The organism is Bifidobacterium platyrrhinorum (genome assembly GCF_010667645.1).
GTDB classification, from domain to species: domain Bacteria; phylum Actinomycetota; class Actinomycetes; order Actinomycetales; family Bifidobacteriaceae; genus Bifidobacterium; species Bifidobacterium platyrrhinorum.
Genome location: NZ_WHZV01000001.1, coordinates 78,606 through 92,014, shown reverse-complemented (window position 1 = coordinate 92,014; position 13,409 = coordinate 78,606). Strand labels below are relative to the sequence as shown.

Annotated in this window: 11 protein-coding genes and 1 tRNA gene; 6 read left to right on the top strand and 6 right to left on the bottom strand. The window is 68.8% G+C overall.

Translation table 11 applies throughout. From position 1 onward, the window contains the following. The first annotated feature begins 16 nt into the window (after positions 1–16). Positions 17–2,038, top strand: coding sequence for a 1-deoxy-D-xylulose-5-phosphate synthase (locus GFD21_RS00380; RefSeq protein WP_263862620.1), 2,022 nt, complete (start codon positions 17–19; stop codon positions 2,036–2,038). Between the two features lie 120 nt (positions 2,039–2,158). On the opposite strand, the gene GFD21_RS00375 is transcribed toward GFD21_RS00380, so the two are convergent. The 4 genes from GFD21_RS00375 to GFD21_RS00360 all read right to left on the bottom strand — a co-directional run bounded on the left by GFD21_RS00375 (position 2,159) and on the right by GFD21_RS00360 (position 6,582). Next, positions 2,159–3,133, bottom strand: coding sequence for a PfkB family carbohydrate kinase (locus tag GFD21_RS00375; RefSeq protein ID WP_163195951.1), 975 nt, complete (start codon positions 3,131–3,133; stop codon positions 2,159–2,161). Between the two features lie 2 nt (positions 3,134–3,135). Further along, on the bottom strand, positions 3,136–4,629 hold the full coding sequence (locus tag GFD21_RS00370; protein ID WP_163195950.1) for a purine-cytosine permease family protein: 1,494 nt from the start codon (positions 4,627–4,629) through the stop codon (positions 3,136–3,138). Positions 4,630–4,687: 58 nt separating this feature from the next. Then, positions 4,688–5,680, bottom strand: coding sequence for an ADP-ribosylglycohydrolase family protein (locus GFD21_RS00365; RefSeq protein ID WP_163195949.1), 993 nt, complete (start codon positions 5,678–5,680; stop codon positions 4,688–4,690). Between the two features lie 167 nt (positions 5,681–5,847). Next, positions 5,848–6,582, bottom strand: a complete 735-nt coding sequence (locus GFD21_RS00360) for a GntR family transcriptional regulator (RefSeq protein ID WP_163195948.1) — start codon at positions 6,580–6,582, stop codon at positions 5,848–5,850. A 219-nt stretch (positions 6,583–6,801) separates the two neighbouring features. Here GFD21_RS00360 and GFD21_RS00355 point away from each other — a divergent pair. Beyond that, positions 6,802–6,878: transfer RNA gene (locus GFD21_RS00355), tRNA-Arg, on the top strand. A gap of 14 nt (positions 6,879–6,892) precedes the next feature. Here GFD21_RS00355 and GFD21_RS00350 read toward each other — a convergent pair. Next, a complete protein-coding gene (locus GFD21_RS00350) occupies positions 6,893–7,282 on the bottom strand; it encodes a DUF4186 domain-containing protein (protein ID WP_163195947.1) in 390 nt (129 codons plus the stop codon). 217 nt (positions 7,283–7,499) lie between these two features. On the opposite strand from GFD21_RS00350, the gene GFD21_RS00345 reads away from it, so the two are divergent. Beyond that, positions 7,500–7,712: a Nif11 family protein gene (locus GFD21_RS00345; RefSeq protein ID WP_163195946.1), complete on the top strand. Its 213-nt coding sequence runs from the start codon at positions 7,500–7,502 to the stop codon at positions 7,710–7,712. Positions 7,713–7,812: 100 nt separating this feature from the next. On the opposite strand, the gene GFD21_RS00340 is transcribed toward GFD21_RS00345, so the two are convergent. Continuing rightward, positions 7,813–8,496 (bottom strand): ECF transporter S component, encoded by a 684-nt coding sequence (locus GFD21_RS00340; protein ID WP_163195945.1) that lies wholly within the window; start codon positions 8,494–8,496, stop codon positions 7,813–7,815. A gap of 307 nt (positions 8,497–8,803) precedes the next feature. Here GFD21_RS00340 and purB point away from each other — a divergent pair, with 307 nt between their 5' ends. From purB to GFD21_RS00325, 3 genes are all read left to right on the top strand, one after another. Continuing rightward, positions 8,804–10,240: an adenylosuccinate lyase gene (gene purB / locus GFD21_RS00335; protein WP_163195944.1), complete on the top strand. Its 1,437-nt coding sequence runs from the start codon at positions 8,804–8,806 to the stop codon at positions 10,238–10,240. 24 nt (positions 10,241–10,264) lie between these two features. Beyond that, positions 10,265–12,712 carry a lysylphosphatidylglycerol synthase transmembrane domain-containing protein gene (locus GFD21_RS00330; RefSeq protein ID WP_163195943.1) on the top strand — a complete coding sequence of 816 codons (2,448 nt, stop codon included), beginning with the start codon at positions 10,265–10,267 and terminating at the stop codon, positions 12,710–12,712. Positions 12,713–13,052: 340 nt separating this feature from the next. Then, positions 13,053–13,337 carry an HU family DNA-binding protein gene (locus tag GFD21_RS00325; RefSeq protein ID WP_055426949.1) on the top strand — a complete coding sequence of 95 codons (285 nt, stop codon included), beginning with the start codon at positions 13,053–13,055 and terminating at the stop codon, positions 13,335–13,337. Positions 13,338–13,409 lie beyond the last annotated feature (72 nt).

The following is a 13,409-nucleotide window of genomic DNA, read 5'->3' as shown; positions in this document are numbered from 1 at the left end:
GCGTATGGCGAATGGCATGTTGGAACGGATTTCGGGGCCGGCCGACGTCAAGGCGCTCTCCCGGGCCCGGCTGCACGACCTGTGCCGCGACATCCGCGCCACGCTGCTGGAATACGGCCATGCGCACGGCGGCCACATCGGTTCGAATCTCGGCATGGTGGAGGCCACCGTCGCCCTGCACCGCGTGTTCGATTCGCCGCACGACCGCATCGTGTTCGACGTGTCGCACCAAAGCTATGTGCACAAGATGCTCACCGGCCGCGCCGGAGCGTACCTCGACCCGGCGCGTTTCGACGAGGTGACCGGGTTCACGAACCCCGCGGAAAGCGAACACGACCAGTTCACGCTCGGCCACACCGGTACGTCGATCTCGCTCGCCTGCGGGCTGGCGAAGACGCGCGACATGGCGCTGGCCGCTTCCGGCGGCGCCGACGACGCGGGCATCGGCGATGTGATCGCCGTGATCGGCGACGGGTCGCTGAGCTCCGGTGTCGCGTTCGAGGGGTTGAACAACGCGGCCGAGCAGGGCGACAACCTCATCATCGTGCTCAACGACAACGAGATGTCGATCGCCGGCGACTTCGGCGGCATGTACGGCCCGCTGGCGAGGCTGCGCGCCTCGAACGGCACCGCCCAGCCGAACCTGTTCAACGCGTTCGGCCTCGACTACCGTTACGTGGCGCAGGGCAACGACGTGGACGCGCTGGTGGCGGCGTTCGAGGAGGTCAAGGGGATCGGCCATCCGGTCGTCGTGCACATCCATACGCTCAAGGGCGCCGGATTCGCGCCGGGCGCGTCGCGCGGCGGCGCCACGGACCATGCCGGCGTCGCCGTCCCCCCGACCGATACCGGCGTCGCCGCCACCGGCAACGTCTCGCACGCCGAACCGTGGAAGTCGGACCATTGCGACCTGCCGGACGCCGTGCCGCACGAGGGCCAGTGCGAGGCGTCGCACTGGCAGACGCCCGACAGGGCGCTGGGCCGTCCGGACGATCCGCGCAAGCATTACGGCAAGCTGGCGATGGCGGCCCTGGAACGCCGCTTCCCCCATGAGCCCGGGCTCGTGGTCGTCTCGCCCGCCACCCCGGGCTCGAACGGCATCACGCATGAATTCCGCGAACGCGCCGGATCGCATTATGTGGATTGCGGCATCACCGAATCGCACGCGGTGGCGTTCGCCTCCGGCATCGCCCGCGCGGGCGGCACGCCGGTGGTGGCGACGACGGCCTCGTTCTTCCAGCGCGCCTACGACCAGTTCTTCCAGGAGATGAGCCTCAACCGTTCGCACGTCACGGTGCTCGATTTCCTCGGCGGCCTGTCCGGTTCGGACAACACGCATTCCGGCGCGTACGACGTCGCGATGTTCGCGAACATCCCGGGGGTGACGATGCTCGCGCCCACCTCGACGCGCGACTATCTCGACGCCCTGGCCTGGTCCACGGCCCCGGCAGGCACGCCCGGACGGTCCGACGGCCCGGTGGTGATCCGCGTGCCCGGCCAGTCGATCCTGGACAGGGAGCGCGCGCTGAGGCGCGAACTGTCCCCCGAGGAGGTGCTGCGCGGGTCGGAGGGCGCCGGTGTGCGCCCGGCCTGGGATCCCGCCGGCATGCTGTCGTACCGCACCGATCGGGCGGGATCCGGCGTGGCGGTCATCGCGCTCGGCAACACGCATCCGTTGGGCGAACGGGTGGTCAAGGCGCTGTCCGCGGCGGCCGACGGCCGCTCCCCCATCGACGCGACCCTCATCGATCCTCGTCAGTGCACCACGCTGGATACGGCCGCGCTCGAATCGTTGCGCGACGGGCACCGCCTCGTCGTCACGTTGGAGGACGGCCAGCTGGAAGGCGGCTGGGGCGAGAAGGTGACCGCATACTACGCGAACCGGCGCACCGCGGGCGCGGACGGCGGCATGCGCGTCATCAACGTCGGCGCGGACAAGGAGTTCACCGACCGCGTGCCGCTCGCCGATCTCGACGAACGCTACGGGCTGACCGTGGAGGCGGTCGTGCGGCGCATTCACGAGGCGCTCGGCGAGTAGCTCCGCAACCCGTCTCCACATGGGGCGCCGCGCCCTTTGCGCATATACGCATGATGGGGCCGACCGGAACGACCGGTCGGCCCCATCATGCGTATGCGATGAGATTCATGCACCCCACGGTTACAGCGTGGCCGCGGCGGCCTCCAGCTCGTCGAGCGGCGGGCAGGTGGCGGGGCCGCGATGCGTGGTGGACAGCGCACCGGCGCAGTTGGCCAGCCTGAGCGCCTCGCGCATCGGGCGCCCGAGGAACAGCGCCGCGCACAGGGCGCCCGCATGGGCGTCGCCGGCGCCGTTCGTGTCCACGACGCTCACCCGGTAGGGCGGCACGTGCTCGACGGAGCCGTCGGGCGTGCCGTACCAGGCGCCGTCCGCGCCGACGCGCAGCACGACGGGCGAGTCGAACCGGCGGGCGAGCGCGGCGCACCGGTCGCGGTCGGTCATGCCGCCATCCGCGGAACCGGATTCCGGTTCGAGGCCGAAGCGCGCGGTGAGGATCGCGCCCTCGCGCTCGTTCATCGACCACAGCGGGTGCAGAAGGCCGACCGTCTCGAGGCATTCGTCGGGGATGGTTTCGACCATCGGGGACACGTCGAACACGACGGTGCCGCCCCAGCCGGCGTTGCGGCGCGCGAAGCGCATGATGGCCTCGCGGTTCGACGTGTGCGAGAATGAATAGCCGCACAGGTACACGACGTCGCCGTCGACCAGGTCGATCCTCTCGTAGGAGTCGACCGGCACCATCGTCTCGGCGCCGCGGGTGGAGACGAACGTGCGTTCGCCGTCCGGTTCGGTCATGGCCACGCTGTAGCCGGTGTCCACGTCGGTCAGGGTCGCGCCCTCGGCGGGGACGTCGATGTCGGCGAGCGCCTTGCGCGCCACGTCGGCCATCGGCCCGGTGCCGATGCCGCCCATGTAGGCGGCGGGCGCGCCGAGGCGGCGCACCGCGTAGAGCACGTTGTATCCGCCGCCGGCGCTGATGCCGTTTTCGGTGGCGAAGATGTCGCCGCCGCGTTCGGGCAGGTGGTCGACGCGCATGGTCAGGTCGACGACGACCTGGGCGAGGTGCAGGACCTTCGGTTCGCGGGTGGCGCCCATCGTCAGTCCTCCTTGCCGTTCTCGCCGGCGGCCGTCTCCTCGACGGTGTCGGCCTCGTCGATCCTCAGGCCGCCGAACGCGGCGTACAGGACACCTCCGACGAGCAGGGCGACGAGCCATGCGAGGCCGTTGCGGCCGATGACGGTGTCGGCGAACGGGCCGGAGAACCACACCACGTCCGCGGAGACGCGGGCCACGTAGAACAGGTAGCCGATGACGAGCGCGGCGAGCCATGCGACGAACGCGCTGGGGCGGACGCCGTGCCAGTAGTAGTAGCGGGACTTGGCGCTCAGGTCGAGCAGGGCCTCGGGGTCGTAGCGGCGCCGGCGGATCATGTCGGTGAGGAACACGCCGGTCCAGGCGCTCAGCGGCACGGCGAGCAGCGAGATGAACGTGACGAACGGGCCGTAGAAGTTGTCGGAGCCGAGCATGAAGTAGGTGGCGCCGGTGGTGGTGACGACCACGTCGACGACGACGGCCGCGTAGCGCGGGATGCGGATGCCGAGGGTGATGGTGGTCAGGCCGGCCGAGTAGACGGACAGGTTGTTCGACATGAGCAGTCCGGCGAAGGCGGCGACGAGGTACGGGACGGACACCCACACGGGCAGGGCGCCGCGCACGGCGGCGATCGGGTCGGCGGCGGCCGCGATCGAGGCGTCGCCGGCGGTGAGCGCGGAGCCGAGGCCGATGACGATGACCAGCGGGATGCCTGCGCCGGCGGCGGCGGTGAGGACGAGCGAGCCGGCGGAGACGGATGTCTTCTGGTAGCGGGCCATGTCGGCGCCGGAGTTCACCCAGCCGATGCCGGTGCCGGCGGCGATGGTGCCGACGCCGATGACGAGGGCGCTCATGGAGCCGGGCTTGGCGCCGATGAAGCTTCCCCAGTCGACGGTGGTGGCGAGGTAGACGGCGACGAGGAGGGTGAGCGCGCCGAAGATCCAGGTGGCCCACTTCTGCACGGTGAGGATGAACGAGTGGCCGGTGGCGGAGATGCACACGGTGAGGAACACGAACACGAGGATGCATCCGATGGTGAGCGCGGGCACGGCCTTGTACTCGGAGGAGGTGCCGAAGCAGATGGAGATCAGGGACAGCAGGGCGAACGCGCCGGTGATGGTGTTCACGGTCTCCCAGCCGAGGCGGCTGAGCAGGGCGACCAGGGTGGGGCCGGCGTTGCCGCGCACGCCGAAGATGGAACGCGACAGGGTGAGGCTCGGCGCGCCGCCGCGGCGTCCGGCCACGGAGATGAGGCCGACGAGCGCGAACGAGCCGAACGAGCCGATGGCGGCGGCGAGGACGGCCTGCCACAGGTTGAGCCCGAGGGAGATGAGCGTGGCGCCGAGCGGGATGCCCAGGATGGAGATGTTGGCGGCGAACCACACCCAGAACAGCTGTCCCGGGGTGCCGTTGCGCTGGTCGGCCGGCACCGGTTCGATGCCGCGTTGCTCCACCTTCGACAGGATCGTTCCCGCCTTCGCGTTGGTGTTGTCTGACATGGTTGGTTCTCCTCGTTGAGTGGGGGGGTGGTTGGTTTTGCCGGTTTTGCGGGACGAGTCAGCCGCGCAGGGCGACGAGACGAGACGCGATGGGTTCGAGATCGAGGTGGGAGACGTCGCGCACCTTGGCGACCTGGTCGGCGGGGAAGGCGTCGGGGCCGCAGGCCGCGCCGAGCATGCCGCCGGCCATGGCGGCCATGGTGTCGGTGTCGCCGCCGATGGACGCGGCCGCGTACAGCGCCTTGACCGGCTCGTCGGCGTAGCGGCGGGCGAGGGCGAACGCGGCGGCCACGGATTCGTTGGATTCGACCGATGTGCCGTTCTCCTCGCGCAGGCGGCGCAGGAACACGGCGTCGTCCGGCTCGTCGGCCAGCGACATGGCGATGCGGGTGCGCGCCAGCACGTTGGCCTTCGCGCTCCATGCGCCGGGGGCGTCGAGGGCGGCCACGTCGTCGATGGCCTTGTCCAGGGCCTCGCGGGGGGCGCTTCCGTCGATGCCGTGGCTGACGGCGGCGGCGACGAGCGCGGCTCCCTGGAAGCCGTTGACGGTGTTGTGCGTCACACGGCAGGATTCCCAGACGTAGTCGGCGAAGCCGGCCTCGCCGGCGCGGTGGGCGATGCCGACGGGGGTGACGCGCATGGCGGCGCCGTTCGTCGTGCCGGTACGGCCGGTCGTGGAGATGTCGGCGCCGGCGCGCACCTGTTCGAGCGCGAGCTTGGTGGAGGGGCCCAGCAGGTCGAGCGAGCCGCGGGCGCGCATGTCGTCCTCCCAGTCGAGCAGGTCGTGGGCGAGGCGCATCGGGTCGATGTGGCCTTCGCCCTCGATGATGAGGCGCGCGACGAGCAGGGCCTGTTCGGTGTCGTCGGTGACCGACCCGGCCTTCATGTTCGGCGCGATGGGCTGCGCGGCGGTCGCGTCGACCAGCCCGGTGATGCCTCCGCCGTATTCCTCGGCGATCCGTTCGGCGGACATGCTCTGCGTGGGCATGCCCAGCGCGTCGCCCAGGGACAGTCCGGTCAGCGCTCCGATCGCGCGGGACAGTGTTTCCATGTCGCTTTCTCCTATGTTTCCTTGCTTCCTTGCGTGGCGGCAACCACGGTGTTGACGCGGTCAACCATACCACGGTTTTATGAACTTGTACAGTACCTGTCTAGTACGGCATGTCTTTTTTTTACAGACCACGGAGCCCTGCCGGGAACACGCCCCGCAACGGCCCACTACCCCCTTTCGGGCCTGTCACCGAATTCGACATGCAGGGAGAAATGCCTCGGATTGAGGTACGACAGCACGTATTCGACCGGCTCCCCGTCCTCGCCGTAGCTGATGCGGCGCACCTCGAGGAACATCTCCCTCTCGTCGACATCAAGGTATGACCGGTACTGCGCGGGCACGCACGCGACGGTCGCATCCTGGACGCCGCCGCAGGGCGTCATGCCGGCCGCCTTCATCGTGGTGGAGATCGACCCGCCGAGCAGGCCCCGTTCCATGATCAGGTCGAGGATCTCGTTGCACGGCAGGTAGGAGATCTCCAGCGAGACGGGCGCCGCGCCGCTCATGCGGCGGCGCACGATGCGGTGCACGTCGCCCTGCATGCCGTAGGCCCGCCGCAGCTCGTCGGGCGCCGCGATCCGCTCGGTCTCGATGAGCTCCGTGGTGGTGGGGGAACCGGCCTGCGCGGTCGCGCGCGTCCAGCCCTGCACGCTTTCCATCGCATGCCCGTGGTAGGACACGAAGCTGCCCACGCCGGGTTTGGTGGTGACGAGGTTCTGCCCTTTGAGGATCTCCAGCGCGCTGCGCATGGTGCCCCGGGCCACCCCGAATTCGCGGGCGAGGTCGGATTCCGAGGCCAGACGGTCCCCGTCGCGGAACTCGCCGAGTTCGATGCGCCGCGCGATGGTGTCCGCCACCTGCTGGGACGCCAGTTTCCTTTTGCCGATCGACTGCTCTGTCATACCTCGCAATGTACCACGCGGCAATGAACCTGTCCACCACCTGTACAACAAAGTCGCATGATCATATGTGCATGACGATCCGGGGCCCCGCGGATCGCAGGCCGGCCGGCACACACCCCGCCGGGCGTCGGAGGACGCCGCCGAGTCCGGCCGGAACGCCGCCGCATCGCGCCACCATGTTGCGCGCGCACCGTCCCGCCATTACAATATGTCGGGTTTGGCCCCGTAGCTCAGCTGGATAGAGCAACTGACTTCTAATCTGTAGGTCGCCGGTTCGAGCCCGGCCGGGGTCACCACACAGGCGGCCATGTCACCTGGGACGCACCGGGTGGTTCACGAGATCGCGTTCGATCCACGCCATGACGAGGTCGGCGAGCCGGTCGACCTCCGCGTCGGTGAGTTCGCGCCCTTTGGGGATGCGGTGCCATTTCTCGATGCAGCCGCGGCAGCAGGTGGCGGTGGCATGCTGCGCGGTGAACACGGGATGGCCCCGCCATGGCGTCTGCCGCCCGTCGTTGTTCGGCGTGGCGTCGCCGACGCGCGAGCGCAGCATCTCGCGCGCATGCCGGTCGATGACCGCCTTGCCCTTGGCGCGCGCGTAGGCGCGGTCCTTGTCCGAGAGCGTGAATTTCGCGCGGAACGCCGAATGGGAGAGCCGTTCCAACGTGTCGCCTATCCACCGTCGCTCCCCGTCGTCCATGGAATCCCCTTTCCGGCTACAGCCCGCCGTCACGGACCGTCCTGCGGTACGGCATAGCACGCCCGCCACCCGGGGAAACGCCGGCGAGGACCCGCTACCCACCGGCGCGGGAAACGACTAGAACGGGAACCAGCCGGGGAATCCCGAGGGCGGGGTTCCCGATTCCGCCGGCACGGCGCCGATGACGCGGCCGGGGAGACATGTGAAGGAGCCGACTATGACTGGCATCAGCGAACGGGAACTGGACGAGAAGCTCGCGGCGGCGCAAACCATCGACGAGGTCATGGCGATCGCCAAGGAGACGGGCCACCCGCTGACCTACGAGGAGGCGGACGCGTTCTTCGGCCGCATCGAACAGGCCAAGTCGGACACGGCCGAGCTGGTCGGCGACTCGGTGCGGTCCGTGGCCGAGGAGACGCTCGGCATCTGAACCACGTCATCCATGCGAACATGACGAAGCGGCGGATCTCCGGAAAAGGAGGTCCGCCGCTTGTGTATGCGGCCCGGCAGAAGGAGCCGAAGAGTACGCGTCAGGCCCGCGGGCGGACGCGCAGCAGGGCGCGGCCGGAGGCGAGACGGTCGAGCACGCCGGTGGAGGCGAGGGCGAGCATGAGGAACCAGGGCATGACGCCGCTGAGGACCACGCCGCCGGCCACCTCCGAAATCATGTGCACGATGCCGCGCGGGCTGGCGAGCGCCACGCCCTGGTAGCGGAAGAACAGCAGGTAGAAGCCGTATTCGAGCGCGACCATCGCGCCGGAGGCGATGGACACCGGCAGGTTGAACACGCGGTACCGGGTCACGAGGAACGGGATTTCGGCGAACGCCCCCTGCAGCAGCGCGGAGACGATCACGAACCCGATGCCGTATTGGCTGCCGATCACCGTCTCGACGAGCGTGCCGACCACGTTCACGTACATGGCGGCGCCGGGCTTGCGCAGGACGAGCAGGGCGAGCGTGCCGGAGAAGTACCACATGGCGTGCGTCACGCTCGCCAGGCCCGGCAGCACGGCGCCGAGGAACGACGAGATCGGCATGTACGCGAAGTTGAAGCCCCAGAAGATCACGCCGCAGGCGACGCCCAGGGTGGCGCCGACGGCGATGTCGAGCGGCCGCCACTTGAGGCGCGTCCCGTCGTGCGCGGCCTGCGGAGCGGCAAAGTTCGACGGTTGCGATGATGATTGCGATGACTGACGATCGATGATGGCGGACATGCTGTTCCCACGATCCCTTCGATGGTTCCCAAGACCGCGCACGGTGCGATGACGATGGCGCCCGCGGCGCGACGACGCCCGGCGTCGGCGTTCCTTGACCTGCGCGGTCCGGGCGGGAACGCCGCACGCCAGTATACGGTCACGGGGAACGGGCATGTAAACATGCGCGGACGGCCAAGGGCCGAATCGGGGAACGACTCCCCCGAACCACCCGCCAAATAGCACAACATCGCACAGGAAAACCGCACACAATGGCACAAATCGGCGGCGTTTCACCGGTTCACGGCTGCAAGTACCCTAAAGAGTTATGAAGCTTACCGATATTTCCCCCGCAATCGCACTGACGCCGCTCGACGGCCGCTACCACAACGCCACCGCCCCGCTCGTGGAATACCTGAGCGAGCCGGCCCTCAACCGCGAGCGCATGCGCGTCGAGGTGGAGTGGATGATCCTCCTGGCCAACGGCTTCGAGGGCAACGGCAACCGGCCGGTCATCGACGGCGTCGAGCCGTTCACCGAGGAGGAGAAGGCGTTCCTCAGGTCCATCCCCGAGGACTTCGGCGCCGAGGGCATCAAGCAGCACGCCGCGCACGAGGCCGTCACCCACCACGACGTGAAGGCCGTCGAATACTACATCGACGACCAGTTCGCCAAGGCCCCGGCCGGCTCCGCGCACATCAACGACCGTCTCAAGACGCTCGTCCACTTCGCCTGCACCTCCGAGGACATCAACAACCTGTCGATCGCCCGCTGCGTGAAGAACGCCGTCGAGCACGTCTGGACCCCGGCGTTCAGGGAGATCATCGACCACCTCGCCGCCAAGGCCGAGGAGCACAAGGACCTCGCCCTGCTGTCCCTCACGCACGGCCAGCCGGCCACGCCGACCACGCTCGGCAAGGAGCTCGCCGTCTACGTCTACCGTCTGAACCGCCAGCTCAAGCACATCGAGAACCAGGAGTACCTGGGCAAGATCAACGGCGCCACCGGCACGTTCGGCGCGCATCTGGCCGCCTGCCCGGACGTCGACTGGATCGCCGTCTCCCGCGAGTTCGTCGAGAACCGCATGGGCCTGACCTGGAACCCGCTGACCACGCAGATCGAATCCCACGACTGGCAGGCGGAGCTCTACTCGACCATCTCCCACGCGAACCGCATCATGCACAACCTGTGCGTGGACGTGTGGATGTACATCTCGCGCGGCGTGTTCGCCCAGGTGCCGGTCAAGGGCGCCACCGGCTCCTCCACGATGCCGCACAAGGTCAACCCGATCCGCTTCGAGAACGCGGAGGCCAACTTCGAGCTCTCCTGCTCGCTGCTCGACACGCTGTCCGCCACGCTGGTGGAGTCCCGCTGGCAGCGCGACCTGACCGATTCGACCACCCAGCGCAACATCGGCTCGGCGCTCGGCTACTCGCAGCTCGCCCTGTACAACCTCATGGGCGGCCTGAAGTCCATCCACCCGAACCAGCACGTCATCACGCGCGAGCTCGACGAGAACTGGGAGGTGCTCGGCGAGCCCATCCAGACCGCGATGCGCGCCTGCGAGCTGCGCGGCCTGCCGGGCATGGAGAAGCCGTACGAGAAGGTCAAGGAGCTCATGCGCGGCCATACGATCGACCAGGCGCAGGTCGAGGCGTTCATCGACCAGCAGTCCTTCGACCCGGAGACCGCGGCCCGTCTCAAGGCGCTCACCCCCGCCACGTACACGGGCGTGGCGTCGGAGCTCGTCGCCTTCGACCGCTGATTCCACAAGGAGTCGTATCCACCGATGTCCGTGCACATCGACGATGTGGCGCCCCGGCGCACACACGATTTCGGTGACCTGACACGTGCCGCCATGTCCCTCGGACTGGCGGCCGTCGTCATGGTGTTCGCCGTATACCTGGGCGGCATGACCCGCGGCGTCGAATCGGACGCGCACACGGCCGCCCGGGCCATCGACTGGCTGGCGGGCATCCCCTCCACCGTGCTGCAGCAGTTCGCCACGCTGGTCATCGTGGTCATGGTCCTGTGCCAGCTGCTGTTCAGCCGCGAATGGCTGCAGGCTGCCGTCTCCGCGCTGGCGATGTTCGCCGGCTACGGCACGGTGTGGCTGGCCTCGACCGTCATCACCGGCCTGGCGGACAGGACGCTCGCCCTGTCGCTCGTCTCCGCGGCCACCGCGTCCGGGTCGGGCCTGTTGCCGAACATGTACGCGGGCATGGCCTCGTTCCTCACCACGGCCGGCCCGCGACGCACGCGTTCGGGCGTCAAATGGGGCTGGAACATCCTGTACGGCGCCGGCGCGCTCATGGTGGTGCTCTCATGGCATTCGGTGACCGGCATGCTCGTCTCGTTCGCCTGCGGACGCACGGTCGGCATGCTCATCCGCTTCGCCGTCGGCACGCAAAACAAGGGCGTGTGGGGCGAGGACCTGGTCGCGGCGTTGCGCGGCGTCGGATTGGTCCCGTCGTCGCTGGTCCGGCGCGACGACCCGCTGCCGGGCGTGCGCGCGCTGCACGTCACCCTCGACGACGACCTGGTCGAAGGCTCGCGCATCTACGATCTGGACACCGAGGACGGCGGGCGGTACGTCGTGTCCGTGCTGGACGCGCAGACCCACACCGCCGGGTATCTGCGGCAGCTGTGGAACTGGCTGCGGTTCTCCGGCGTGGCGATGCGCCGCGACCGTTCGGCGCGCGACGCGGTCCAGCATCACCTGTCGATGCTGCTCGGACTGCACAACGTGAAGCTGCCGGCGCCCGTGCCCTACGCGATCGCCGACACCGAGGAGTCCGCGATCCTTGTGCTCAACGCGCACACCATCGAACTGCCGGCGAACCTCAACACGCTCACGCGCGCGGACGCGGTCGACTACATGCGCTATCTCGCCGTCGCCAACCGGCGCGGCTACACGCACCGGCGCATCACGCCCGACGTCCTGTCGCGCTTCGAGGACGGCACGCCGGTGATCGCCGGATGGCAGAACGGCGACGATGCGTCCTCGCTTGCGAACGTCGCCTTGGACAAGGTGCAGCTGCTGGCGCTGTTCGCCGCGCTGATCGGCGTGGACGAGGCGGTGGCGGCGGCCCGTGACGCATGGGACGGGGAGACGCTCGCCGCGATCGCGCCGTTCATCCAGCGGATCGCGGTGCCGGCGCCCACGCGTGCGCTGGAGTCGTGGGACAAGTCCACGCTGAAGGCGTTGCGGGATGCCGTCGCGCCACGCCGCGACGACGATGCGGAACCGTCGGCCGCGTCCGCGGAGGACGCCGGCGCCGCGGACGTCGCCGTGGAACCGGTGCCGCTGGCGCGGTTCTCGCTGCGTTCGATGATCACGATGCTGCTGCTCATCGTCGCAGCGGTCGTCGTGTTCACGCAGATGCGGCCCGACGAGATCATCGCCGCGGTGCGCAACGCCAATCCGGTCATGGCGCTCGTGTGCCTCGCGTTCGGCCTGTGCGGCTGGATCGGCTCGTCGCTGTCGCTCGGCGCGCTCATGGACCGCGGCCGGAGGGATGCTGCCGGCGTGTTCGCCAGCCAGGTGGCCGGCGGGTTCGCCACCGTGTCCATGCCGGCCGGCGTCGGCCCCTCGTTCGTGAACCTCCAGTTCCTGCGCAAGTCCGGGTACCGCAACACGGCCGCGACCGCGATCATGAGCGCCGCGCTGGTCGTCTACTACGCCACGTATGCGGTGATCGTCGTCGTCATCGGCCTGTTCACCGGCCGCAACACGTTCTCCGGCATGATTCCGACGAACACGCTGGCCATCGTGTTCGGCATCGTGGTCGTCGTGTTCTCAGTCGCGATGATGATCCCGCCGGTGCGGCACGTGGCCATGCAGCGGGTGGTGCCGGTCGCGAAACGGTATCTCAGCCAGTTGCTCGACGTGCTCGGCCAGCCCACGCAGCTCGCCGTGAGCGTGGCGGGCGCGCTGCTGCAGAACGTCACCACGGGGCTCGCGTTCTGGGCGGCCCTGCTCGCGTTCGGCGTGAACACGAACCCCATCGAGACGACCTTCGTGTTCATGCTCGCCTACGCGCTCGGTTCGGCCGTGCCCACGCCGGGCGGCCTGGGCGGCGTGGAGGCGGCGCTCACCGTGTCGTTCGCGGCGGTGGGCGTGCCCCAGGGCGTGGCGCTGTCCGCCACGCTGCTGCACCGCGTGGTCTTCTACTGGCTGCGCATCCCGCTGGGCGCGTTGGCCATGAAGTGGCTGGACCGGCGCAACCTGGTCTGATCCGTGGAACGTCCCGGCCCGTGGGGCACCCGGTCCGGGACGTTCCACGGGCCGATGCCGGACCGAACGGGGGAGGGCCGTCGTGGCCCCGCCGGCAAAAGCGCATATTTGACCGCGAAATCCTTGGAATTCCGCGCAAAACGGCCAATTCCACGCGAAACATCCATATCTGTCTCACCGATCGCGGACCCATGTGGTCAGGCATGGCGAAAATGCCGTCGGAGACACGTGAAATCGTTGGAAAATGCCGTATTTGGCCCAATCATGCGCTATCATCATTGATGAAATAAACGGACCGGCGGCCAAGTTGCCGGTCCCCGGACAAAGAAGGATGCTGTTCATGGCATACAACAAGTCTGATCTCGTTTCGAAGATCGCCCAGAAGTCCAACCTGACCAAGGCCCAGGCCGAGGCCGCCGTCAACGCCTTCCAGGATGTGTTCGTCGAGGCCATGCAGTCCGGCGAAGGCCTGAAGCTCACCGGCCTGTTCTCCGCCGAGCGCGTCAAGCGCGCCGCCCGCACCGGCCGCAACCCGCGCACCGGCGAGACCATCGAGATCCCCGCCACCTACGGCGTGCGCATCTCCGCCGGCTCCCTGCTGAAGAAGGCCGTCACCAACAAGTGAGCCTTCCGCCTTACGGCGTAGCATAGATCTTCAACGAATCGGGGGGGGGGGGGGGGGGGGGGGGGGGGGGGG